Below are 22,864 nucleotides of genomic sequence, written 5' to 3'. Positions count from 1 at the left end.
CGGGCCACTTCGATACTCCAATGGCAGGCTGGCGCAGCAGCCAGTTGGCTCAGCGGTCTAGTTTTCGCGGGTCGCGGCCGATGGGATGCGGCTGATTGCGCTGACGCGCCAGCTCAATCTGTTTCTGCCGTTCGCGAGCGCCGGCGCGCGTCTTCTCACTTAACGTATCCCAGCAATGCGGACAGCTGATACCCGCAGCGTAGTGCTCCGATTGACGATCTTCCACGGATAGCGGTGCGCGGCAGGCATGGCACAGATCGAACTCACCGACGCTGAGGTCATGCCGCACGGTCACGCGGTTATCGAACACGAAGCAGTCGCCTTGCCATCGACTTTGCGTCTCCGGCACCTCCTCCAGATACTTGAGGATGCCGCCCTTGAGGTGATAAACCTCCTCAAAGCCCTCACCAAGCATATAGCTCGACGCCTTCTCGCAGCGAATGCCGCCGGTGCAGAACATTGCGACCTTCTTGTGCTTTGCCGGGTCGTAGTGAGCCTTGATGTAGTCAGGAAAGTCTCGGAACGATTTGGTCTTCGGGTCGACCGCACCTTCGAACGTACCGATTGCCACTTCGTAGTCGTTACGGGTGTCGATCAGCAACACTTCCGGATCGGCGATCAGCGCGTTCCAGTCTTGCGGCTCGACATAGGTTCCAACCTGCCGATTCGGATCGACACCCTCAACGCCGAGCGTGACGATCTCCTTCTTCAGCTTGACCTTGGTGCGATAGAACGGCTGCTCGTCGCAGTACGATTCCTTGTGGTCGATGTCGGTAAGGCGGTCATCGAGCCGAAACCATTCAAGCAGCGCATTGATGGCCTCGCGGGTACCGGAGACCGTGCCGTTGATACCCTCCTCGGCCAACAACAAGGTGCCCTTGATGCCATTGTGCGTGAGGGTTTCGAGCAGGGGTTCGCGCAGCGCAACGTAATCAGGCAGCGATACGAACTTGTACAGCGCTGCCACAACGATTTTTCGTGTCATGGGTACTTCCGCCAGTGGTCACCCGCGTAAAGGGTGGACCGGATACAAACGAAAGCGCCGGCGTGGGCCGGCGCGGGGAGGAAGTCTAACAAAGAACGGCAAGAATGGTCCCGTGCGAGACGGCACGCTATTTATGCCCACCAGCACAAACCGGTGATGCCGGGGCCGTGCCTTGTTGCGCCCACTCCTCAGGCGTATAGGTATGCAGCGCAAGGGCATGGATCTGTTGCATCAGAGCCCCCATCGCGGCATAAGCCTTTTGGTGACGCTTGACCGAATTCAGTCCGGTGAACTGCTCGCTGACGATCACGGCTTTGTAATGTGTTTCCTGCCCGCGACTGTGTGTGTGGCTTTCATCGAGCACTTCAAGGTGCTCGGGCTGCAAGGCTTGCAGGGCGTCTTGGATCAAATCGAGCTTGCGCATGGCAGGGTCTCTTAAGGCTTCTGTTTCTCGAGTTCGGCCGTCATCTCGGACAGCAGGTTATTCACTTCCGGCACCGCGCTTTCCAACTTGACCTGGGTAAGCTGAGCCGAGCGAGCATTGAGCTCCGGCAGCTTGCTGAGCATCTTCTTGCCGAGTGGCGACTCATAAAAATCGATCAGCTGATTCAGTTCCGTTTCGGAGAACTGGCTGGTGTACAAAGCGACCAGATCCGGCTTCAGCTTGTCCCACCCTATAGCCTTGTCCAAAGCAGTATTGGCCTGAGCCTGATAGCGCTCGAGCAGCGCCTTCTTGGTATCTGGCGCCTGCGCTTCGGCAAAACGCTGCGCAAACATCTGCTGCACTTGGGCATAAACAGGTACGGCGAGCCGGTCAGCATTGGCAAGCTGCAGAAAACGTTCTGCACTTCCCGCATGGCTCGCACTATCGGCAAAAGCCGATGAACTGATACAGATGAACAGCGCTGCAGCGCGCAGGGTCTGGACACGAAAAGTCGACATTGGAAATCCTTGGGCTGGCTATAGGTAGCCCTCAATGGACACATTCTGCGCTCGGAGTTCCAATGCCTCAAGCGGCCGAAGGCAAAGCTACGGAACTGCCGATGCCGCAGGGCAGCCTAACCAGCAATATTGAGCAGGAGCATGGCATGACGCGTATAGAGACCGACAGTCTGGGGCAAGTCGAAGTACCGGAACAGGCTTACTGGGGCGCACAGACGCAGCGATCGCTGAGCAACTTCGCGATTGGTAGCGAGCGAATGCCGATCCAGGTGCTGCATGCGTTAGCGCTGATCAAGAAAGCTGCAGCGCGTGTAAACAATCGAATTGGTGATCTGCCGCCCGACATCGCGCGCCTGATCGAGCAAGCCGCGGATGAGGTTCTGCATGGTCAGCACGACGGCCAGTTTCCGCTGGTCGTCTGGCAAACCGGCAGCGGCACGCAGAGCAATATGAACGTCAACGAGGTGATCGCGGGTCGCGCCAACGAGCTGGCCGGCGGCAACCGAGGCGGCAAGGCGCCAGTCCATCCGAACGATCACGTTAATCGCGCGCAGAGCTCCAACGACTGCTTCCCGACAGCAATGCACATTGCGGCCGCCAAAGCCGTGCACAGCCAACTGCTGCCTGCCATTGCAGAACTGTCCGGTGGACTGGCAGAGCTTGCAGTGCGACACAATAAGCTGATCAAGACCGGACGCACCCATCTGATGGATGCAACTCCGATTACCTTCGGCCAGGAGATGTCGGCGTTTGTCGCGCAGCTCGATATCGCCGAACGCACGATCCGTCAGTGCCTGCCGGCTGTTTATGAACTGGCGCAGGGGGGTACTGCGGTAGGCACCGGCTTGAACTCGCCGCACGGCTTCGCCGAAGCCATCGCAGCGGAGCTGGCCGCTCTCTCGGGCCTCCCCTTCGTCTCTGCCCCAAACAAGTTCGCCGCGCTGGCCGGACATGAGCCGCTGGTCGCGATGTCCGGTGCGCTGAAGACGCTGGCCGTCGCGTTGATGAAGTTGGCCAATGATCTTCGTCTGCTCGGCTCCGGTCCGCGCGGGGGATTCGCTGAGGTGCGATTGCCAGCCAACGAACCAGGTAGTTCGATCATGCCCGGCAAGGTCAATCCAACCCAATGCGAAGCCTTATCAATGCTCGCTTGCCAGGTCATGGGCAATGACACGACGATCAGCTTTGCAGCGAGTCAGGGACATCTGCAATTGAACGTATTCAAGCCGGTGATCATTCATAACCTGCTTCAATCGGTCCAACTGCTGTCCGACGGATGCCGCAACTTCAACGCTCATTGCATTTCCGGATTAGAGCCGGACCCGGCGCGTATGGCCGAGCATCTGGAACGCGGGCTTATGCTGGTAACCGCACTGAATCCTCATATCGGCTATGACCGGGCAGCTGAAATCGCCAAGAAGGCCTATGCGCAAGGCACCACATTGCGCGAAGCAGCCATGGAGCTTGGTTACCTTACCAGCGAGGAGTTCGATCAATGGGTTCGTCCAGAGACGATGCTTGAAGCCGGACAAAGGGAATAACGGTGTAGCGGAAGCGTCTGTCTGCTGTGTGCTCTCACACGCCTGCCGCGAACCTTAGGTCGCGCGCTGTGCCGGCTGGGGCTGCCTAAGACCAGCCGGAGCAATGTATCTAGACGACAGCTGCGGGCGGCTCCAGCTCAAGCATTAGCTAGTGCCGGCCAAGACCCAACGGCTGGCTCTGCTCCAGCACTTCGGGGCTGTTAGGACTGACACTACGTGGTTGTCGGGGGCAGGCTTCTGTTTTAACACCAGCCTAAAGCTGCACTATCGGCAATTCCAGCACCGCGTTAGCGCCTTGTGCTTTTCTCTGCCCCAAAAGCAAACCCCCGACCAGCTTACGCGGGTCGGGGGTTTGGGAAAGGAGCTTGACGATGACCTACTCTCACATGGGGAGACCCCACACTACCATCGGCGATGCGTCGTTTCACTACTGAGTTCGGGAAGGGATCAGGTGGTTCCAACGCTCTATGGTCGTCAAGCAATTCAGTTGCTGCCTCGGGGTTTAGCCGCTGCAGCCAATCGGGTATGTGATGAATTGGTATTGCGTGTTCGTGCAGATTTTCGGTCTGTTTGTCGACTTTCCGTCTAACAGCCAAATTGTTTGGGTGTTATATGGTCAAGCCTCACGGGCAATTAGTATTGGTTAGCTCAACGCCTCACAGCGCTTACACACCCAACCTATCAACGTCGTAGTCTTCGACGGCCCTTCAGGGAGCTCAAGGCTCCAGTGAGATCTCATCTTGAGGCAAGTTTCCCGCTTAGATGCTTTCAGCGGTTATCTCTTCCGAACGTAGCTACCCGGCAATGCCACTGGCGTGACAACCGGAACACCAGAGGTTCGTCCACTCCGGTCCTCTCGTACTAGGAGCAGCCCCTCTCAAATCTCAAACGTCCACGGCAGATAGGGACCGAACTGTCTCACGACGTTCTAAACCCAGCTCGCGTACCACTTTAAATGGCGAACAGCCATACCCTTGGGACCGGCTTCAGCCCCAGGATGTGATGAGCCGACATCGAGGTGCCAAACACCGCCGTCGATATGAACTCTTGGGCGGTATCAGCCTGTTATCCCCGGAGTACCTTTTATCCGTTGAGCGATGGCCCTTCCATACAGAACCACCGGATCACTAAGACCTACTTTCGTACCTGCTCGACGTGTCTGTCTCGCAGTCAAGCGCGCTTTTGCCTTTATACTCTACGACCGATTTCCGACCGGTCTGAGCGCACCTTCGTACTCCTCCGTTACTCTTTAGGAGGAGACCGCCCCAGTCAAACTACCCACCATACACTGTCCTCGATCCGGATAACGGACCAGAGTTAGAACCTCAAAGTTGCCAGGGTGGTATTTCAAGGTTGGCTCCACGCGAACTGGCGTCCACGCTTCAAAGCCTCCCACCTATCCTACACAAGCAAATTCAAAGTCCAGTGCAAAGCTATAGTAAAGGTTCACGGGGTCTTTCCGTCTAGCCGCGGATACACTGCATCTTCACAGCGATTTCAATTTCACTGAGTCTCGGGTGGAGACAGCGCCGCCATCGTTACGCCATTCGTGCAGGTCGGAACTTACCCGACAAGGAATTTCGCTACCTTAGGACCGTTATAGTTACGGCCGCCGTTTACCGGGGCTTCGATCAAGAGCTTCGCTTGCGCTAACCCCATCAATTAACCTTCCGGCACCGGGCAGGCGTCACACCCTATACGTCCACTTTCGTGTTTGCAGAGTGCTGTGTTTTTAATAAACAGTCGCAGCGGCCTGGTATCTTCGACCGGCATGGGCTTACGTAGTAAATACTTCACCCTCACCGGCGCACCTTCTCCCGAAGTTACGGTGCCATTTTGCCTAGTTCCTTCACCCGAGTTCTCTCAAGCGCCTTGGTATTCTCTACCCAACCACCTGTGTCGGTTTGGGGTACGGTTCCTAGTTACCTGAAGCTTAGAGGCTTTTCCTGGAAGCATGGCATCAACCACTTCGCTTTCTAAAAGAAAGCTCGTCATCAGCTCTCGGCATTAAGATCCCGGATTTACCTAAGATCTCTGCCTACCACCTTAAACAAGGACAACCAACGCCTTGCTGGCCTAGCCTTCTCCGTCCCCCCATCGCAGTAACTAGAAGTACGGGAATATTAACCCGTTTCCCATCGACTACGCTCTTCAGCCTCGCCTTAGGGACCGACTCACCCTGCGTCGATTAACGTTGCGCAGGAACCCTTGGTCTTTCGGCGTGCGAGTTTTTCACTCGCATTGTCGTTACTCATGTCAGCATTCGCACTTCTGATACCTCCAGCCAGCTTCTCAACTGACCTTCACAGGCTTACAGAACGCTCCTCTACCGCTCAACTTACGTTGAACCCGTAGCTTCGGTACCTGGTTTGAGCCCCGTTACATCTTCCGCGCAGGCCGACTCGACTAGTGAGCTATTACGCTTTCTTTAAAGGGTGGCTGCTTCTAAGCCAACCTCCTAGCTGTCTAAGCCTTCCCACATCGTTTCCCACTTAACCAGGATTTTGGGACCTTAGCTGACGGTCTGGGTTGTTTCCCTTTTCACGACGGACGTTAGCACCCGCCGTGTGTCTCCCGTGCTGACACTTGCTGGTATTCGGAGTTTGCATCGGTTTGGTAAGTCGGGATGACCCCCTAGCCGAAACAGTGCTCTACCCCCAGCAGTGATACACGAGGCGCTACCTAAATAGCTTTCGAGGAGAACCAGCTATCTCCGAGCTTGATTAGCCTTTCACTCCGATCCACAGGTCATCCGCTAACTTTTCAACGGTAGTCGGTTCGGTCCTCCAGTCAGTGTTACCTAACCTTCAACCTGCCCATGGATAGATCGCCCGGTTTCGGGTCTATTCCCAGCGACTAGACGCCCTATTAAGACTCGCTTTCGCTACGCCTCCCCTATTCGGTTAAGCTCGCCACTGAAAATAAGTCGCTGACCCATTATACAAAAGGTACGCAGTCACCTAACAAAGTAGGCTCCCACTGCTTGTACGCATACGGTTTCAGGTTCTATTTCACTCCCCTCTCCGGGGTTCTTTTCGCCTTTCCCTCACGGTACTGGTTCACTATCGGTCAGTCAGTAGTATTTAGCCTTGGAGGATGGTCCCCCCATATTCAGACAAAGTTTCTCGTGCTCCGTCCTACTCGATTTCACTTCTAAGACCTTTTCGCGTACAGGGCTATCACCCACTATGGCCGCACTTTCCAGAGCGTTCCGCTAAAATCAAAGAAGCTTAAGGGCTAATCCCCGTTCGCTCGCCACTACTAAGGGAATCTCGGTTGATTTCTTTTCCTCAGGGTACTTAGATGTTTCAGTTCCCCTGGTTCGCCTCACACACCTATGTATTCAGTGTGTGATAACCATCTTATGATGGCTGGGTTCCCCCATTCAGACATCTCCGGATCAAAGTCTGTTTGCCGACTCCCCGAAGCTTTTCGCAGGCTACCACGTCTTTCATCGCCTCTGACTGCCAAGGCATCCACCGTATGCGCTTCTTCACTTGACCATATAACCCCAAGCAATCTGGTTACTGTCTATAACGTGAAGACGACATTCGCCGAAAATTTGCATAGAGAACACGCAAATTTTACCTTGACTTGAATAATCACCAGTGAAAGTGACCACTCAAATCTACTTCTATCACATACCCAAATTTTTAAAGAACAGTTCTGGCGCAAAGACCAGAAATCAATACCCTCACACATCACAGGATGCGCAAGCAGCACTCATTTCTGAGCTTTCAGCGATTTTCGAGTTAATGGTGGAGCCAAGCGGGATCGAACCGCTGACCTCCTGCGTGCAAAGCAGGCGCTCTCCCAGCTGAGCTATGGCCCCATCTACAGATCGGCCACATCCCATGACAATTGGTGGGTCTGGGCAGATTCGAACTGCCGACCTCACCCTTATCAGGGGTGCGCTCTAACCAACTGAGCTACAGACCCAATCGTCTCTCTCGGGTCGAAACCCAATCGCTTTTCGCTAGTGAATCAAGCAATTCGTGTGGGAGCTTATGAAGAAGCTGAAGTCTTCGATTAAGGAGGTGATCCAGCCGCAGGTTCCCCTACGGCTACCTTGTTACGACTTCACCCCAGTCATGAATCACTCCGTGGTAACCGTCCCCCCGAAGGTTAGACTAGCTACTTCTGGAGCAACCCACTCCCATGGTGTGACGGGCGGTGTGTACAAGGCCCGGGAACGTATTCACCGTGACATTCTGATTCACGATTACTAGCGATTCCGACTTCACGCAGTCGAGTTGCAGACTGCGATCCGGACTACGATCGGTTTTATGGGATTAGCTCCACCTCGCGGCTTGGCAACCCTTTGTACCGACCATTGTAGCACGTGTGTAGCCCAGGCCGTAAGGGCCATGATGACTTGACGTCATCCCCACCTTCCTCCGGTTTGTCACCGGCAGTCTCCTTAGAGTGCCCACCTTAACGTGCTGGTAACTAAGGACAAGGGTTGCGCTCGTTACGGGACTTAACCCAACATCTCACGACACGAGCTGACGACAGCCATGCAGCACCTGTGTCAGAGTTCCCGAAGGCACCAATCCATCTCTGGAAAGTTCTCTGCATGTCAAGGCCTGGTAAGGTTCTTCGCGTTGCTTCGAATTAAACCACATGCTCCACCGCTTGTGCGGGCCCCCGTCAATTCATTTGAGTTTTAACCTTGCGGCCGTACTCCCCAGGCGGTCGACTTAATGCGTTAGCTGCGCCACTAAGATCTCAAGGATCCCAACGGCTAGTCGACATCGTTTACGGCGTGGACTACCAGGGTATCTAATCCTGTTTGCTCCCCACGCTTTCGCACCTCAGTGTCAGTATTAGCCCAGGTGGTCGCCTTCGCCACTGGTGTTCCTTCCTATATCTACGCATTTCACCGCTACACAGGAAATTCCACCACCCTCTGCCATACTCTAGCTTGCCAGTTTTGGATGCAGTTCCCAGGTTGAGCCCGGGGCTTTCACATTCAACTTAACAAACCACCTACGCGCGCTTTACGCCCAGTAATTCCGATTAACGCTTGCACCCTTCGTATTACCGCGGCTGCTGGCACGAAGTTAGCCGGTGCTTATTCTGTCGGTAACGTCAAAACACTAACGTATTAGGTTAATGCCCTTCCTCCCAACTTAAAGTGCTTTACAATCCGAAGACCTTCTTCACACACGCGGCATGGCTGGATCAGGCTTTCGCCCATTGTCCAATATTCCCCACTGCTGCCTCCCGTAGGAGTCTGGACCGTGTCTCAGTTCCAGTGTGACTGATCATCCTCTCAGACCAGTTACGGATCGTCGCCTTGGTGAGCCGTTACCTCACCAACTAGCTAATCCGACCTAGGCTCATCTGATAGCGCAAGGCCCGAAGGTCCCCTGCTTTCTCCCGTAGGACGTATGCGGTATTAGCGTTCCTTTCGAAACGTTGTCCCCCACTATCAGGCAGATTCCTAGGCATTACTCACCCGTCCGCCGCTGAATCAGAGAGCAAGCTCTCTTCATCCGCTCGACTTGCATGTGTTAGGCCTGCCGCCAGCGTTCAATCTGAGCCATGATCAAACTCTTCAGTTCAATACTGCTTGGGTTTTGAGAAAACCCTAAACTTGGCTCAGCAATCGCAAATCTCTTTACAAGTAAAGAGTAACTCTCGAATAAACGAGTGTTGCTTTGTGATGCTGATAATCTATCTGACCATCAGTCTTACATTCACAAGCACCCACACGAATTGCTTGATTCAGTTGTTAAAGAGCGTTTCGATCAAGCCTTTCGTCTCAACCGAGGCCGCGCATTCTACAGCAGCCTTGTTACCTGTCAAGCTGTTTTTGAAGAAGTTTTTCTTTCTTCTCAACCGCTTGCGCTTCAGATCAACCTGCGTCTCTCGTCAGCGGGAGGCGAATCATACAGCGTTCAAAACCGCTGTCAACCACCTCTTTCAACCGCTTCCGATCAACCCGACCGAAGCCGCTAACAGGATTCAACCACCACCCTGCCAGCCCGGCGCATTCTATCTGAATCCGCCATCCGTGCAACCCTTTTATTTCGCTAACCTTTTGATTTACAAGAGGTTTTGCTTAAGGACTGCGCCGGAAGTGGTGCGCATTATAGGAGCCTGAAAATCAACGTCAACCGTTTATTTCCACTTAGGCCAGATTTGGCTGGCTGCCCCTCCTATGTTTGCCACGGTGGCGATCTGCTATTCAGAACAGCGCCAATGTATAGCTGAGGATTAACCGGTTCTCATCAATGTCACTGCGGTAGTTAGAGCGTGCTGCAACATTGCGGATACGAATGCCGACGTTCCTCAACGGACCGCTTTGAATCGGATTCTGTTGAAAAAGTAGGTTTAGCGGCGGCCTGCCGATCAGGTGTGCCTGCTGTCGAAGTGACTGCAAGCCACTTCAGGTTGCCTTTCGGCGTTTCGCTGAGCGTCCTTGCTCAGGCCTGAGGGTTAATTTGAAGGTTTCTGCTCTCAGCAGGCGTACCTATCCCGTGAGCGGTGGCCCTTGAGGCAAAAGCTTGGCCATGCGTCGCAGGTTCTGCACCGCCGCCGCCAAAGTGAATTCGTCAGTGGCACCTGTCAGGCCGCGCAGTCGTAAACGATCGAGTTTCATGATCCGTTTGAGGTGGGCGAACAGCATCTCCACCTTCTTTCGTTCGCAGCGAGAGACGAGGTATTCCGGTGTCTTGGCGATGCGCCTGGCCACATCGCGGGCAGCCTCATGGATACTGCGGACGATCTTCCGATTCGGCGTGTTGGGGCAGCATTTCGCTTTCAGCGGACAGGTAGTGCAGTCGGTTTGGCTGGAGCGATAAATGATGGTGTTGGCCTTGGTCACCCGCGATCTTTTCTGGGTGAAGGCGCGCCACTCACTGCGTAGTGGTTTGCCGGCTGGGCAGCGGTATTCATTGGCCTCCTGGTTCCAGTGGAAGTCGTTACTGGAGAGGCTGTCGTCCTTGCGCTCAGTCTTGTCCCACACCGGCACATGCGGCTCGATGTCCTTTTCTTCGACCATCCAGGCCAGCATCGGGGCGGTGCCATAAGCGGTATCGCCGATAAGGCGTTCCGGTGTGAGATCGAACTGAGCTTTGACACGCTCGACCATCGTCCTAGTCGAATCGACTTCGGCGGTACGGTGCGCCGGGGTAGCTTCCACGTCCATGATCACACCGTGCTCAGTGTCGATCAGGTAATTCGTGGAGTAGGCAAAAAAGGCCGGCCCACCTGGCGCTGCTGTCCAACGGGACTGAGGATCTGTGAGCGAAATTTTCTTGGGAAGAGCCTCAGCCAGCGCCTCTTCATCAAGGGCTTCGAGGTACTCGCGCACTGCGCGGCTGCTGAGCTTTGGATCGTTCCAATCGACCTCATCTCCCGCTACCCCACGTTGCCGGCTGGCATCCGCCTTGATGATGCTAGCGTCGACGGCAAAACCTTCGCCCTTGACTAGGCCGGCTGCCATGCAACGCCGCAGCACCTCATTGAACAACCAGCGGAACAGATCGCTGTCACGAAAACGCCCATGGCGATTCTTCGAGAAGGTCGAGTGATTGGGGACTTCGTCTTCCAGACCCAGCCGGCAGAACCAGCGATAGGCCAGGTTCAGGTGCACCTCTTCGCACAATCGCCGCTCGGAACGAATGCCATAGCAGTAGCCGACGACCAGCATGCGCACCATCAATTCCGGGTCAATCGAGGGGCGTCCGATGGGACTATAGAAGTCCGCCAGGTAGGCGCGCAGATCACTAAGATCCAGGCACTGGTCGATGCTGCGCAGGAGGTGTTGAGCCGGGACGTGATCTTCTAGGTTGAACGAGTAGAACAGGCGCTGCTGTCCTCCCGGTAACTGCCCCATCATGCTGTTCGCCCCCACGCTCGCTGACAGAGCAATTTTGCCAACGGCATGGAGAGGCCGCTACTTTTTCAACAGAATCAATCGTATAGCTGACGTCCAGGTCGCGTTCATGAGCGGTACCCTCGAAGCCCCGATCCGTATCGACGTTATCGCTCGAGATATAACGCACCGTTGCAACCAGGCCCTGAACGCCGACCGCGGCGAAATCGTAGTCGTACCGCGCCTGCCAGGAACGCTCATCCTTTTCGGCGAATTCGTAGGTTGGCACCTCGTTGCCGAGCGGCGTTACGTTGGCGAAGACCCGAGGAAAAGCGCTGTCCCCGAACATTGCCTGGGAGCCGACATAGAATGTGTGGCCGCCGTGCCTGGCAGATAGCAGCGAATAGAACGCCCGATTATCAATCTCTCCCGCAAGCTTGCTGCCATCTGCCTGCGAGTCATAGACGCCCAGGTTGGCGCCAAGCGTCCAGCTGCCCAGTGGCTCGCTGTGCTTCAGACCGAGGAAGCGCTGGTTATATATGTCTTCAAGCTGAGCGTACCAGGCACTCAGCGACGTCCGCTTGGCGTTAAAGGCATAATCGCCGCCAGCATAGTTGAATGCATCGCTGAACTCCGCTTGCGGCGTGCGGCCCAACATCGCACGCATCCGGTCATCACCCGCTTCATTGCGAAGGCTGGTCGAGCGCAGGTGTCCACCCTGCAAGGTAAGGCCGGTGATCTCGTTGGAAACGAAACTGACGCCCTGATAAGTAGGCGGTAGCAGGCGGATGTCGCTGAAGGCCAACACCGGGAGATTTGGCTGTAGCTCGCCGATCCGCAATTCGGTGCTCGAGACTCGCACTTTCAGCGCAGCACCCAGGCGGCTGTAATCATCCGCTCCCCGGCCATCATCGGCCACCGGCAAGAGCCCCGCCCCCGCCCGATCAGGACTGCTGTCGAGCTTTACTCCCAGCATCCCGATTGCATCGACGCCTACCCCAACCGTGCCCTGCGTATAGCCGGACTTGAAGTTGAAAATGAATCCCTGCCCCCACTCCTCCGCCTTCGACTGCTGATTTGGCCCCTCGATATCCGAGAAGTCGCGGCTGAAGTAGTAGTTGCGTGCCTGTAGCGTGGCAGTCGCATCCTCGATGAACCCACCGGCCTCGGCATGCACGTACGGCACGGCGGAAGCGGCAGCAATGGTCAGAGCAAGTCTCGAGATTGATCGTTTCTGCATGACATTCGTCTCTTGTTGTTGTTTTCTGGGGGCACGCAGCCACCTCTCCGGCGTGGTGCCGGGGAGGACTACGTGTTGGGTGACTAGGTTGTCGCGCCGAGAAAATCGAGGTCAGCGGGCCGGCTGTCGCTCCTCCGCGTGATTTGCCGCTACGGGGCGAAGCTTCAAGAAGAGATGGGCAGCAATGCCGAAGATCAGCCCCCAGAACGCCGCGGACAGGTCGAGGAACGACATACCGGATGCCGTCACCAGAAAGGTGATCAAGGCAGCCTCACGGTCTGCGGGCATTGCCATCGCGGCACTCAGCGCGCCGCCAATTGCGGCCAGTAGTGCCAGACCGGCCAGGGCTGCGATCAGAGCCGGGGGAAACGCGGTGAAGATGGAGACCAGCGTCGCGCCGAATACCCCGAGCAGCAGATAGAAGACACCGCCCGATACGCCCGCAACGTAACGCTTCGCCGGATTCTCGTGAGCTTCCCGGCCCGTGCAGATCGCCGCCGTGATTGCAGCAAGGTTCAGCCCGTGGCAACCGAACGGCGCCAGCAGCAACGAACCCAATGCGCTGCTGCTGATCAACGGGCTGGCCGGCGTGCTGTAGCCGTCGTTGCGCAGAACAGCCATGCCCGGAACGAATTGCCCGGTCAGCGCCACCATCACCAGCGGAAAGGCGATATTCAGCATCACCTGCCAACTGAACTCGGGGGCGATCCAAGTCGGCGTCGCCAAGCCGATCACCAGGGCCTCGCTTTGCAATTCGCCAGAGGCGACGGTGATCGTTACGCCGACAACCAGCACCGCGAGCACCGCGTAGCGAGGCAAGGCACGCTTGAACGCCAGATAGGTGGCGAACATCGCCAACACCAGCCAGGGCTGTTCCTTTATGGAGATGAACAGGCCAGTCCCGAAGCGGAACAGGATCCCCGCGAGCATGCCTGCGGCAATCGCGGCCGGCAGGCGGTTGATGATGCGGTCGAATGCACCTGATAGGCCCACCAACAACACCACCACGCTGGTGACGACATAGGCACCGACAGCCTCATTCAGCGTGATGTCGGGCAGCATGGTGACCAGCAGCGCCGAGCCCGGCGCGGACCAGGCAATGATGATCGGCACTTTGTAGCGCAGGCTTAGCAGAATGCCGAGCACGCCGCTGCCGATGGAGATCGTCCAGACCCATGACGACAGTACGTCTTGGGGCAACCCACCCGCCTTGGCTGCCTGGAAGATGATCACCAGGGGGCCGGCGTACGAAATCACCGTCGCGATGAACCCCGCGACCACGGCAGAAAGCGAACAGTCTCTGAGTAGCGTCTTCATGAAGCCTCGCAAGTCAGGCCTGGCTATCCGTGACAGTGTCCGGACGGCTCTTGTTGTAGGTGTATCGTTTCAGTGGCTCGACAACGCAGCGGGACACGCCGCACCGCATTAATTGTTGGCGCGGCAGAGCCATCCGTGGCTGGCGCCGACATGCCTGCCTTACGCCTCCTGCAAAGCCCGCGGACGCGAGCTGCGCTGTTCGGCCTTCGGCGCGGGCGCTTTCTGCAGCTGGAAGTCGAAGTCGACCTCGGCGAAGCGGCCTTGCACACCGCGGCTGCGTGCGGCTTCGGCGTCATCAATGAAGTGAATGTCACCGACCAGCCCGTCGCGAGTTGCGTAAGCAAAGTCGTCCCACAAGTACTTGTCGCCGGCCAAGTTGATCTGGGTAGTCAGATGGCGATAGCCCGGCGCGGAGATGAAGAAATGGATGTGCGCCGGACGCTGGCCGTGGCGGCCGAGGGTGTCGAGCACCTCCTGGGTCGGACCGTCGGGCGAGCAGCCATAGCCAGAAGGCACGATGCTGCGCGCGCGGTAACAGCCGTTCTCGTCGGTGACGATGCGCCGACGCAGGTTGTAGTCGGACTGGCTCTTGTCGAAGTAGGAATAGTTGCCCTTGGTGTTTGCGTGCCACAGGTCGACTACCGCACCGGCAAGTGGCTTGCCGTCCGGGCCGGTGACGCGACCCTGCAGGAACATCGTCGTGGCAACATCATCCTCGCTGCCGTCGTCCATGCGTGTCACGCCCTGAGCGATCGGCGCGCCGGCCACATACAGCGGGCCTTCGATGGTGCGCGGCGTGCCGCCAGTCAGGCCATGCTGTTCGTCCTTGGCATCCTCCAGCAAATCGAGAAAATGCTCCAGACCGAGACCAGCGACCAGCAGCCCTGCCTCGTGGCGGCCGCCCAGACGATTCAGGTAGTCCACCGCTTTCCAGAACTCATCCTGGGTGATTTCCAGATCCTCGATGATCTTCGCGGTATCGATCAGGATGCGGTTGACCACCGTCTTCATGCGGCGGCTGCCTTCGTCATTGTTGAAGCCGCTGGCTTCCTTGAAGAACTTCTGGATTTCCGGGGAATGGGAGATTTTCACAGTCATGGCTCAGGCCTCGTCTTGTAGTTGTGGTGACGCGGGTTGATTGGCCGGCGCACACCGGCCTTTTTCAGGTTCGATCAGCTATCGTCTTCACGAATCGAGGACGGATGCCGGCACAGCGGATTGACCTCGATCTCCATGTAGGGGAACAGCGGCAGCTGCATCAGGGTGTCGTGCAGTTCCTGAACGCTGGCCACATCGAACACGCTGTAGTTGGCGTACTGGCCGGCGATGCGCCAGAGGTGCCGCCACTTGCCTTCACGCATCAGGCCCTGGGCCAGTTCCTTCTCGTCAGCCTTCAGCTTGAACGCCTTGCCGGGGTCCATATCGACGGGCAGTTTTACGATCATCTTTACGTGGAACAGCATCAGTTCAGCCTCCGGTTACGTGCGACTGAAGAACGCCAGGCGCTCTTCGTCGAGGGTCAGGCCAAGGCCCGGCGTGCGCGGCACTTCCAGATGGAAGTCGCGGTAGACCGGCGGCTCGGCGACGATTTCTTCGGTGAGCAGCAGCGGGCCGAACAGCTCGGTGCCCCAGGTCAACTTATTGAGGGTGACGAAGGCATGCGCCGAGGCCAGGGTGCCGATGGCGCCTTCGAGCATGGTGCCGCCATACAGCGCAATACCGGCTGCCTCGGCGATCTGCGCGGTGCGCAATACGGCACGCGGGCCGCCGTTCTTGGCGATCTTCAGGGCGAAGATGCTTGCGGCGCCGTCGGCGGCCAGGCTGAAGGCATCTTCGACGCTCTCGATGGATTCGTCGGCCATGATCGGTGCCGGGCTGCGCTGATTCAGGCGAATCTGCCCGCCGCGGTTGATCCGCGAGATCGGCTGTTCGATCAGGTCGATACCGTTGTCGCCGAGGATGCGGCAGGCACGCAGCGCCACCGACTCGTCCCATGCCTGATTGACATCGACGCGCACACTGGCGCGCTCGCCAAGGGCCTGCTTGATGGCGATGACGTGCTTGAGATCGACGTTCACTTCGCCCGCGCCGATCTTCAGCTTGAAGATGCGGTGGCGGCGGATATCGAGCATGCGCTCGGCTTCCTCGATGTCTTTTGTGGTGTCGCCGCTGGCGAGCGTCCAGGCCACTTCCAGGCTGTCGCGCACTCTGCCACCAAGCAGCTCGCTGACCGGCAGCCCGAGACGCTTGCCCTGAGCGTCCAGCAAAGCGGTTTCCAGGCCGGATTTAGCGAAGGTGTTGCCCTTGGCCGCCATGTCCAGACGCAGCATGGCCGCATTGATATTGGCCGCATCCTGCCTCACCAGCAGCGGGCCGAGGTGACTGTCGATGTTCTGCTTGATGCTTTCCGGGCTCTCGTTGCCGTAGGCCAGACCACCGATGGTGGTGGACTCACCGATACCTTCGATGCCGTCGCTGCACTGCACACGGATGATCACCAGCGTCTGTTGTTGCATGGTGTGCATCGCCAGCTTGTGCGGGCGGATGGTCGGCAGGTCGACGACGATTGCCTGGATGCTTTCGATCAGGATGGGGCTCATATCGATTTCCGATTTACCAATGTCAGGGTTCACGCCTTGGCCGCCGACAGCACGACTGGTGCGGCTTCCGGGCTGCGCTTGCTGGAGATGGCGAAGGCGGTCATGGCCAGTGCGGCGACGACGCCCGGCACGGCGAAGGCCATGAAGTTGAGTTGCAGCGGCAGGTTGATGCCCAGCAGCGCACCACCCAGCAGCGGGCCGACGATGGCGCCGTTGCGGCCGATGCCCGAGGCCCAGCCAAGCCCGGTGGAGCGAATCGACAGGCCATAGAACTGTGCAGCGGTCGCGTACAGCAGGATCTGCGTGCCGATCACCGTGGCGCCGGCGATGAAGATCAGGGTGTACAGCACCGGCATCGGGGTCTTGAAGCCCAGCAGGCTGATCGAGGCCACCGACACGGCGAAGAACACCACCACTACCTTGGACAGGTTGTAGCGATCGCCCAGCCAGCCGCCGAGAATCGCGCCAGCCATCCCCCCGAAATTCAGCGCCAGCAGGAACGACAGGCTGGAGCCCAGGCTGTAACCGGCGTTGGCCATCAGTTTCGGCAGCCAGGAGCCCAGCGCGTAAACCATCAGCAGGCAGCAGAAGAACGCCAGCCACAGGGAGAAGGTGCGCACGCCACGGCCGTCGCGAAACAGCTCCAGCACCGAAGCGCTCTTGCCCTTCACATCAGTCATCACCAGTTCATCGGCCGCGGTCAGTTGGCGGCTCGGGTCGACCTTGTTCAGCAACGCCCGGGCCTGCTCAGCGCGGCCCTGGCGGACCAGGAAGCCAACCGACTCCGGCAGATACCAGAGGATCACCGGCAACAACAGCAGCGGGACCGCGGCGGCGAAGAACATCGCTTCCCAGCCGAAGCGCGGCAGCATGTAGATTCCGAGGCCGGCCGAAAGCATGCCGCCCAGCGAGTAGCCGCTGAACATGACCGCCACCAGCGTGCTACGCAGTTTCTTCGGCGCGTATTCATTCATCAGCGCCACCACATTGGGCATCAACCCGCCGCAGCCGAGGCCGGCGAGAAAGCGGAAGATGCCGAACTCGGTCGGTGTGCTGGCGAAGCCATTGAGCACGGTGGCGCCGCTGAACAGTACGAAGCAGATAGCAATGCCTTTCTTGCGACCGATGCGGTCAGCCAGGGTGCCGAAGACCAACGCGCCGAACATCATCCCGAACAGCGCGTAACTACCCAGGGCACCAGCTTCCAGCGGGGTCAGCCCCCATTCCTTCATGATCACCGGCAGCACTACGCCATAGATGAACAGGTCGTAGCCGTCGAAGATCAGCAGCAGTGCGCAGAGGCACACGACGAGCCAATGGAAACGGCTGAAGCGCGCGTTATCGATGATTTCGTGTACATCTACTTTTCGCATGGCAAGACTCTCTGTTGTTTTTGTTAGTCGCGGTCGGCCGCAGCGGTGAATCACCGCGCTGCCGAGGTGCCTTGGCGTTGTCCGGTCAGGCCGGTCTATGTGATTCAGCCGAGATCGCCACCACCCACCGGCAGGGTCACGCCGGTGATGTAGGACGCGTCGTCCGATGCCAGGAAAAGGATCGCGCCGGTCTGCTCGTCGATCGTCCCATAGCGCTTCATCAGCGATGAATCGACGGTCTGATCGACGATCTGCTGGTACCAGAGCTTTTCCTGCTCAGTCTGCTCGGCACTGTTGCGCGGAATGCGCCGCGGCGGCGCCTCGGTGCCGCCCGGCGCGGTGGCGTTGACGCGAATGCCGCGCTCGGCGTTCTCGAAGGCCAGGCACGCAGTCAGCGCATTCACCCCGCCCTTGGCCGCGCCATAGGGCACGCGATTCAGGCTGCGCGTGGCAATCGAAGAGACGTTGACGATGGCGCCCGCGCCCTGCTCCAGCATGTGCGGCAGCGCGGCGTGACAACACCACAGCGTGGGGAACAGCGAGCGGCGCACTTCGGCCTCGATCTCGTGTTCCTGGTAATGCTCGAAGGGCTTGGCCCAGATGGTGCCGCCGACGTTGTTGACCAAGATATCGAGGCGGCCGAAGCGCGCCTTCGCCGCGTCCATGACGCGATGGCAGTCGGCAAATTGCTCGAGATCGGCGGTGAGCGTCAGCACCTCGACGCCCGTCGCCCCCAGCTCATCGGCCAGTTCGTGAACCAGTTCGGAACGGTCGACCAGAATCAGCCGTCCACCCTCTTCGCCCATGCGCTCGGCCACACGCCGGCCGATGCCCTGGGCCGCGCCGGTGATGACGGCGACCTTGTTCTGAAAACGTGTGTTCATCTACCCAACCTCTGGAATGGCGAGGAATTCGGTGGGCAATGCGGCGCAGTTGCCCACCCTACGGTTGGCTGTCAGGCGCTGGCGGCAAACTTCTCGTAGTAGAAATTCGCAGGCTCCAGCCCTTGCTCACGAATGAAGCCGCTGACCGCCTCGACCATCGGAGGCGGGCCGCAGAGGTAGATGTCCACTTCACCATCGTTGAGGTGCCTGGGGTCGATGTGCTGGGTCACGTAGCCCTTCTGCGGATAGGCGCTGTCCGGGTTGGCGACGCAGGCGCTGTAAGTGAAGTTGGGGATGCGCGCGGCGAAGGCCTCGAGCTTCTCCATCTCCACCAGGTCGTGGTCGTGGGTGACGCCGTAGATCAGGTGCAGCGGATGCTCGCTACCCTGCTCGGCGATCTTCTCCAGCATTGCGGTGAACGGCGCGAGACCGGTGCCGCCGGCCAGCAATAACAATGGCCGCTTGATCTCGCGCAGATAGAAGGCGCCGAGCGGCCCGGCGAGATTGACGCTGTCGCCAGCCTTGGCAAGGTTGGTCAGGAAGCTGCTCATCAGCCCGCCCGGCACGTTGCGGATCAGGAAGCTGACTTCGCCATCCTTTTGCAGCGAGCTGAAGGAATAGGCGCGGGTCTGATCGCTGCCAGGCACCTGCAGATTGACGTACTGCCCGGGCAGGAACGCCAGCTGGTTCAGCGATTCGCCCTTGATCGACAGCGCAATGGTGCTCTCGGAGAGCTGGCGCACATTGCTGATCGCAGCCTGGTAGTTGGCCTGCTGGGTCTTGCAGATGTCAGAAGCGGCCGGCACGCGAATCACGCAGTCGCTTTCGGCGCGCATCTGACAGGTCAGCACGTAACCCTGCTCGGCTTCGGCTTCGCTCAGCGCGTCCTCGATGTATTCCTCGCCGAGGTCGTAGCGACCGCTTTCGGCGAAGCACTTGCAGGCTCCGCAGGCACCGTCCCGGCAATCCAGCGGGACGTTGATCCCTTGGCGGTAGGCGGCATCGGCGACGGTTTCGCCTAAGTTGGCGTCGATGAAACGGGTGACGCCGTCTTCGAAGTTCAATGCGATCTTGTGAGTCATGGCGGCGCCCTCAGAGGTGGTACACGTCGATCATCTGGCGGATGTAGTCGTTCTTCAGCACGACTTTCTTGGCCCTGATCAGCGGGTTCTCGCCGCGCGTATCAAGGGTGTAGAAGCTGGTGCCGTAGAAGTGGTCGACCGTCTTGTAGCGAAAGCTCATCGTGTGCCAGTTGAAGCGCAGCTTGCAGACGCCGTCGGCCTGCTCGAGCAACTCGAGGTTGCTGATGTTGTGGCTCGTCCGGGTGTCCGGAATGGTTGCGCTGGAGCGCTCGGTGCGGATGCGGAACACCCGGTCTTCGAGGCCGCTGCGGTTGCCGTACCAGATCAGCGAAATTTCGCTCATCGGGTCCTGGGTCAGCTGGTCGCGGTCATCCCAGGCCGGCATCCAGAAGGTGGCGTCCGGCGCATAGAGTTCGAGCCAGGCGTCCCAGTCCTTGTCATCCAGATAGCGCGCTTCGCGATAGAGGAAGTCGCGCGCAGTTTCGTAGGAGAGAGTCATCACGCGCCCTCCACGTGGATCAGCTGGTCCTGCTCTTGCTGCACCGCCTTGATCATCTGTTGCTGCCAGTAGTGGTGCTGCAGCACGAACAGGCCTTCATCCTCGGTGCGCACGCCGCTCATCAGCGGATGCAGGTCGATCTCCTGCGCGCCTTCGTCGGCGCCATCGATCCAGTGCTTGGCACCGCGGGACATGTCGTTCCATTCCATCGCCCGGCCGGCAAAGCCCTGCTGACAGGCGCGGAACTCTTCGAGGTCATCCGGCGTGGCCATGCCGCTGACGTTGAAGAAGTCTTCGTACTGTCGGATGCGGCGGGCGCGGGCTTCGGCGCTCTCGCCCTTGGGTGCGATGCAGTAGATGGTGACTTCGGTCCTGTCGACGGAGATCGGCTTGGCGATGCGCAGCTGCGAGCCGAACTGGTCCATCAGATACAGGTTCGGGTAGAGGCAGAGGTTGCGCGAGTTTTCGATCATCCAGTCGGTGCGAGCCTGGCCGACCTCGGCGATCATCTCGTCACGGCGCGCATAAAGCGGGCGGTCTTCCGGGTTGTCCCAGCGGGTCCAGAGCAGCAGGTGGCCGTTCTCAAACGAGTAAAAGCCACCGCCCTTCTTGCCCCAGCCGCCGGCGCTCATGGCGCGGATGTCGTCACCGGCCTCTTTCAGCTTTCTCTGCTGCTGGGTGGCGGCGTAGTTCCAGTGTACGGCGGTGACGTGGTAGCCGTCGGCGCCGTTTTCGGCCTGCAGCTTCCAGTTGCCTTCATAGACATAGGTGGACGAGCCGCGTAGCACTTCGATGCCGTCCGGCGACTGGTCGACGACCATATCGATGATCTTCTTCGATTCGCCGAGGAAGTCTTCCAGCGGCGCGACGTCTTCACGCAAGCTGCCGAACAGGAAGCCGCGGTAGGACTCGAAACGGGCGATCTTCTTCAGGTCGTGGGATCCGTCGCAGTTGAAGCTGTCGGGGTAGCCGGCTTCTTTCGGGTCCTTGACCTTCAGTAGCTTGCCGGAGTTGTTGAAGGTCCAGCCATGAAACGGGCAGGTGTAGGTCGCCTTGTTGCCGCTCTTGAAGCGGCACAGCATGGCACCGCGATGACTGCAGGCATTGATGAAGGCGTTGAGCTCGCCATCCTTGTTGCGGGCGATGAAGATCGGCTGACGCCCCATCTGGGTGGTGTAGTAGTCGTTCTTCTCGGGAATCTGGCTCTCGTGAGCGAGGTACAGCCAGTTGCCCTCGAAGATGTGTTTCATCTCCAGATCGAACAACCGAGGGTCGGTGAACATCTCGCGCTTGCAGCGAAAGACGCCCTTCTCTTTATCTTCTTCTAGCAGCGAATCAAGGTAGTCGAATCCCAGGGACATGGCCGGGGCCTCCATTGTTATTGTGTCTACGTGATGAAGGCTACGGCGCGGGGAGAGGGATCAATATCCGTTTCCTGCAGGACCTTTATCCGTTTTCTGCAAAGCGAAAGCGGACAGATTGACGCAGGCACGCAGGAACCCGCCCGCGCATCACACGGGGTGACGAGCAGCGAATGCGCACAGGCAGGGAAGGAAAAAAGAGCCGCTTCCGTCGGACCGGCAGCGACTCAAGGGGACTCAGTGATGGCGGCGCAACGTATCCGAAGGTAGCTCACCGAAGGTGCTCTTGTAGCTTTCCGAGAAACGCCCCAGGTGCATGAAGCCGTAGTCCATGGCGATTTCGGTGATGTTGCGCACCTTGGCCGAAGGATCGCTTAGCCGGCCATGGATCTGCTCTAGCTTGCGCTGGCGGATATAGGACTTCGGCGTGGTGCCGACCTTGCGCTCGAACAACAGATAGAGCGAGCGCAGGCTCATGTTGGCCAGCTCGGCCAGCTGTTCGACAGAAATGTCACGCTTCAGATGCTCATCTATATAGTCGGCAATCCGCCCGAAGGACGGGCAACTGTCGCCAAACGGATCGCGGCGGATGTTGCTGGCCAGGCTGCAGAGCAGCTTGCTGGCGATGATGCGGCTGTACTGTTCCTGAATCTGCGGAATGCTCTGCTCAGAGCCCGCCTCTTGGCAGATCAATCCAAGCAGGCTGCCAAACCCATCGAGTTCGCTGAGCGCGTGTCGGTTGCTGCCGAAGCGAATCCCCTCCGCCGGAGCCTGCCACTGGTTCTCGCTACAGGCCTTCTCCAGAAAGGAAGCCGGCAGCTTGACGATGAGCTTCTCGCAGTCATCCGAATAGGTCAGGTCGACCGGATCGTCCGGATTGATCAGCAGCAGCTCGCCGGGGGTGAAATAGTGCTCCTGGCCCCGACCGCGCCACAGGCAATGGCCGCGCTGCAGCAGCTGCAGGTGGTAGATGGTCTCGAGCGCCGGCGAAGTGACGTGAACGCTGCCGCCATAACTGATCTGGCACAGGTCAAGCTTGCCGAACTTGCAATGACTGAGGCTGGCTTGCGGACTGTCGGTGCGCGGCAGCTGGATGCAGTGCGCCCCCACGTGCTGATTGACGTAGTCCGAAACGGCATGCGGATCAGCATGCTCGAAGATCCTGCTTTTCTCGTTCAGCAGTCGTTCCATCACCAGGCACTCGCATTGTTCTTA

At 58.5% G+C, this 22,864-nt stretch carries 16 protein-coding genes, 2 tRNA genes, 3 rRNA genes and 2 pseudogenes; 2 read left to right on the top strand and 21 right to left on the bottom strand.

The window, feature by feature from the left end; genetic code table 11:
• Positions 1–49 precede the first annotated feature (49 nt).
• The 3 genes from trhO to LW136_RS09610 form a co-directional block, all read right to left on the bottom strand.
• The gene (trhO, locus tag LW136_RS09620) at positions 50–985 is read right to left on the bottom strand and encodes an oxygen-dependent tRNA uridine(34) hydroxylase TrhO (protein WP_044315335.1); all 936 of its coding nucleotides are present in this window, start codon (positions 983–985) and stop codon (positions 50–52) included.
• 127 nt (positions 986–1,112) lie between these two features.
• Entirely contained in the window at positions 1,113–1,409 is a 297-nt protein-coding gene (locus LW136_RS09615; protein WP_014820626.1) for a BolA family protein, read from the bottom strand.
• An 11-nt stretch (positions 1,410–1,420) separates the two neighbouring features.
• The gene (locus LW136_RS09610) at positions 1,421–1,927 is read right to left on the bottom strand and encodes a DUF2059 domain-containing protein (protein WP_014820627.1); all 507 of its coding nucleotides are present in this window, start codon (positions 1,925–1,927) and stop codon (positions 1,421–1,423) included.
• Positions 1,928–2,073: 146 nt separating this feature from the next.
• Between LW136_RS09610 and LW136_RS09605 the strand changes: the two genes are divergently transcribed.
• Positions 2,074–3,468, top strand: a complete 1,395-nt coding sequence (locus LW136_RS09605) for a class II fumarate hydratase (RefSeq protein ID WP_044315350.1) — start codon at positions 2,074–2,076, stop codon at positions 3,466–3,468.
• A gap of 363 nt (positions 3,469–3,831) precedes the next feature.
• Here LW136_RS09605 and rrf read toward each other — a convergent pair.
• The 5 genes from rrf to LW136_RS09580 all read right to left on the bottom strand — a co-directional run bounded on the left by rrf (position 3,832) and on the right by LW136_RS09580 (position 9,035).
• Positions 3,832–3,947: ribosomal RNA gene (gene rrf / locus LW136_RS09600) — 5S ribosomal RNA — on the bottom strand.
• Positions 3,948–4,080: 133 nt separating this feature from the next.
• Positions 4,081–6,971, bottom strand: a 23S ribosomal RNA gene (locus LW136_RS09595).
• A gap of 253 nt (positions 6,972–7,224) precedes the next feature.
• Positions 7,225–7,300, bottom strand: a tRNA-Ala gene (locus LW136_RS09590).
• A gap of 30 nt (positions 7,301–7,330) precedes the next feature.
• Positions 7,331–7,407: transfer RNA gene (locus LW136_RS09585), tRNA-Ile, on the bottom strand.
• Positions 7,408–7,498: 91 nt separating this feature from the next.
• Positions 7,499–9,035 (bottom strand): 16S ribosomal RNA (locus LW136_RS09580).
• Together the 16S, 23S and 5S rRNA genes with 2 tRNA genes alongside form the textbook arrangement of a ribosomal RNA operon.
• A gap of 101 nt (positions 9,036–9,136) precedes the next feature.
• Between LW136_RS09580 and LW136_RS09575 the strand changes: the two genes are divergently transcribed.
• A complete protein-coding gene (locus LW136_RS09575; RefSeq protein WP_042928852.1) occupies positions 9,137–9,577 on the top strand; it encodes a hypothetical protein in 441 nt (146 codons plus the stop codon).
• Positions 9,578–9,661: 84 nt separating this feature from the next.
• On the opposite strand, the pseudogene LW136_RS09570 reads toward LW136_RS09575, so the two are convergent.
• From LW136_RS09570 to LW136_RS09510, 13 genes and pseudogenes are all read right to left on the bottom strand, one after another.
• Positions 9,662–9,784: pseudogene (locus tag LW136_RS09570) on the bottom strand (OprD family outer membrane porin); the annotation flags it as partial.
• A gap of 162 nt (positions 9,785–9,946) precedes the next feature.
• Positions 9,947–11,317, bottom strand: a complete 1,371-nt coding sequence (locus tag LW136_RS09565; protein ID WP_003116647.1) for an IS1182-like element ISCfr1 family transposase — start codon at positions 11,315–11,317, stop codon at positions 9,947–9,949.
• Positions 11,318–11,387: 70 nt separating this feature from the next.
• A pseudogene (locus LW136_RS09560) lies at positions 11,388–12,533 on the bottom strand (OprD family porin); the annotation flags it as partial.
• A gap of 111 nt (positions 12,534–12,644) precedes the next feature.
• Entirely contained in the window at positions 12,645–13,850 is a 1,206-nt protein-coding gene (locus LW136_RS09555; protein WP_044315798.1) for a benzoate/H(+) symporter BenE family transporter, read from the bottom strand.
• A 159-nt stretch (positions 13,851–14,009) separates the two neighbouring features.
• The gene (gene catA / locus LW136_RS09550) at positions 14,010–14,948 is read right to left on the bottom strand and encodes a catechol 1,2-dioxygenase (RefSeq protein ID WP_044315799.1); all 939 of its coding nucleotides are present in this window, start codon (positions 14,946–14,948) and stop codon (positions 14,010–14,012) included.
• Positions 14,949–15,022: 74 nt separating this feature from the next.
• Positions 15,023–15,313, bottom strand: a complete 291-nt coding sequence (gene catC, locus LW136_RS09545; RefSeq protein WP_023445688.1) for a muconolactone Delta-isomerase — start codon at positions 15,311–15,313, stop codon at positions 15,023–15,025.
• 15 nt (positions 15,314–15,328) lie between these two features.
• Complete coding sequence (locus tag LW136_RS09540; RefSeq protein WP_234175057.1) at positions 15,329–16,450, bottom strand: muconate cycloisomerase family protein; 1,122 nt, start codon at positions 16,448–16,450, stop codon at positions 15,329–15,331.
• Positions 16,451–16,479: 29 nt separating this feature from the next.
• Positions 16,480–17,823, bottom strand: coding sequence for an MFS transporter (locus tag LW136_RS09535; protein WP_234175056.1), 1,344 nt, complete (start codon positions 17,821–17,823; stop codon positions 16,480–16,482).
• A 104-nt stretch (positions 17,824–17,927) separates the two neighbouring features.
• A complete protein-coding gene (locus LW136_RS09530; RefSeq protein WP_234175055.1) occupies positions 17,928–18,707 on the bottom strand; it encodes a 1,6-dihydroxycyclohexa-2,4-diene-1-carboxylate dehydrogenase in 780 nt (259 codons plus the stop codon).
• A 71-nt stretch (positions 18,708–18,778) separates the two neighbouring features.
• Positions 18,779–19,789 carry a benzoate 1,2-dioxygenase electron transfer component BenC gene (gene benC, locus LW136_RS09525; protein WP_041013673.1) on the bottom strand — a complete coding sequence of 337 codons (1,011 nt, stop codon included), beginning with the start codon at positions 19,787–19,789 and terminating at the stop codon, positions 18,779–18,781.
• Between the two features lie 10 nt (positions 19,790–19,799).
• Positions 19,800–20,288, bottom strand: a complete 489-nt coding sequence (gene benB, locus LW136_RS09520; protein ID WP_041013672.1) for a benzoate 1,2-dioxygenase small subunit — start codon at positions 20,286–20,288, stop codon at positions 19,800–19,802.
• Positions 20,288–21,649 (bottom strand): benzoate 1,2-dioxygenase large subunit, encoded by a 1,362-nt coding sequence (gene benA / locus LW136_RS09515; RefSeq protein WP_045666011.1) that lies wholly within the window; start codon positions 21,647–21,649, stop codon positions 20,288–20,290. The genes benB and benA overlap by 1 nt, the downstream gene beginning before the upstream one ends.
• A 237-nt stretch (positions 21,650–21,886) precedes the next feature.
• Positions 21,887–22,840 (bottom strand): AraC family transcriptional regulator, encoded by a 954-nt coding sequence (locus LW136_RS09510; protein ID WP_104097840.1) that lies wholly within the window; start codon positions 22,838–22,840, stop codon positions 21,887–21,889.
• Positions 22,841–22,864 lie beyond the last annotated feature (24 nt).

Origin of the sequence: Stutzerimonas kunmingensis (genome assembly GCF_021432085.1) — a bacterium.
In the GTDB taxonomy this organism is placed as follows: Bacteria; Pseudomonadota; Gammaproteobacteria; order Pseudomonadales; family Pseudomonadaceae; genus Stutzerimonas.
This window is presented reverse-complemented; position numbering and strand designations above follow the sequence as displayed.

Excerpts from the sequence above, each read along its gene's own strand:
- LW136_RS09575 (WP_042928852.1), top strand. The coding sequence starts at position 9,137 with ATGCTGATAATCTATCTGACCATCAGTCTTACATTCACAAGCACCCAC.
- LW136_RS09605 (WP_044315350.1), top strand. The coding sequence starts at position 2,074 with ATGACGCGTATAGAGACCGACAGTCTGGGGCAAGTCGAAGTACCGGAA.
- benC (WP_041013673.1), bottom strand. The coding sequence starts at position 19,789 with ATGACTCACAAGATCGCATTGAACTTCGAAGACGGCGTCACCCGTTTC.
- LW136_RS09610 (WP_014820627.1), bottom strand. The coding sequence starts at position 1,927 with ATGTCGACTTTTCGTGTCCAGACCCTGCGCGCTGCAGCGCTGTTCATC.
- trhO (WP_044315335.1), bottom strand. The coding sequence starts at position 985 with ATGACACGAAAAATCGTTGTGGCAGCGCTGTACAAGTTCGTATCGCTG.
- LW136_RS09510 (WP_104097840.1), bottom strand. The coding sequence starts at position 22,840 with ATGGAACGACTGCTGAACGAGAAAAGCAGGATCTTCGAGCATGCTGAT.
- LW136_RS09555 (WP_044315798.1), bottom strand. The coding sequence starts at position 13,850 with ATGAAGACGCTACTCAGAGACTGTTCGCTTTCTGCCGTGGTCGCGGGG.
- catA (WP_044315799.1), bottom strand. The coding sequence starts at position 14,948 with ATGACTGTGAAAATCTCCCATTCCCCGGAAATCCAGAAGTTCTTCAAG.
- LW136_RS09535 (WP_234175056.1), bottom strand. The coding sequence starts at position 17,823 with ATGCGAAAAGTAGATGTACACGAAATCATCGATAACGCGCGCTTCAGC.
- LW136_RS09540 (WP_234175057.1), bottom strand. The coding sequence starts at position 16,450 with ATGAGCCCCATCCTGATCGAAAGCATCCAGGCAATCGTCGTCGACCTG.
- catC (WP_023445688.1), bottom strand. The coding sequence starts at position 15,313 with ATGCTGTTCCACGTAAAGATGATCGTAAAACTGCCCGTCGATATGGAC.
- benA (WP_045666011.1), bottom strand. The coding sequence starts at position 21,649 with ATGTCCCTGGGATTCGACTACCTTGATTCGCTGCTAGAAGAAGATAAA.
- LW136_RS09530 (WP_234175055.1), bottom strand. The coding sequence starts at position 18,707 with ATGAACACACGTTTTCAGAACAAGGTCGCCGTCATCACCGGCGCGGCC.
- LW136_RS09615 (WP_014820626.1), bottom strand. The coding sequence starts at position 1,409 with ATGCGCAAGCTCGATTTGATCCAAGACGCCCTGCAAGCCTTGCAGCCC.
- benB (WP_041013672.1), bottom strand. The coding sequence starts at position 20,288 with ATGACTCTCTCCTACGAAACTGCGCGCGACTTCCTCTATCGCGAAGCG.
- LW136_RS09565 (WP_003116647.1), bottom strand. The coding sequence starts at position 11,317 with ATGATGGGGCAGTTACCGGGAGGACAGCAGCGCCTGTTCTACTCGTTC.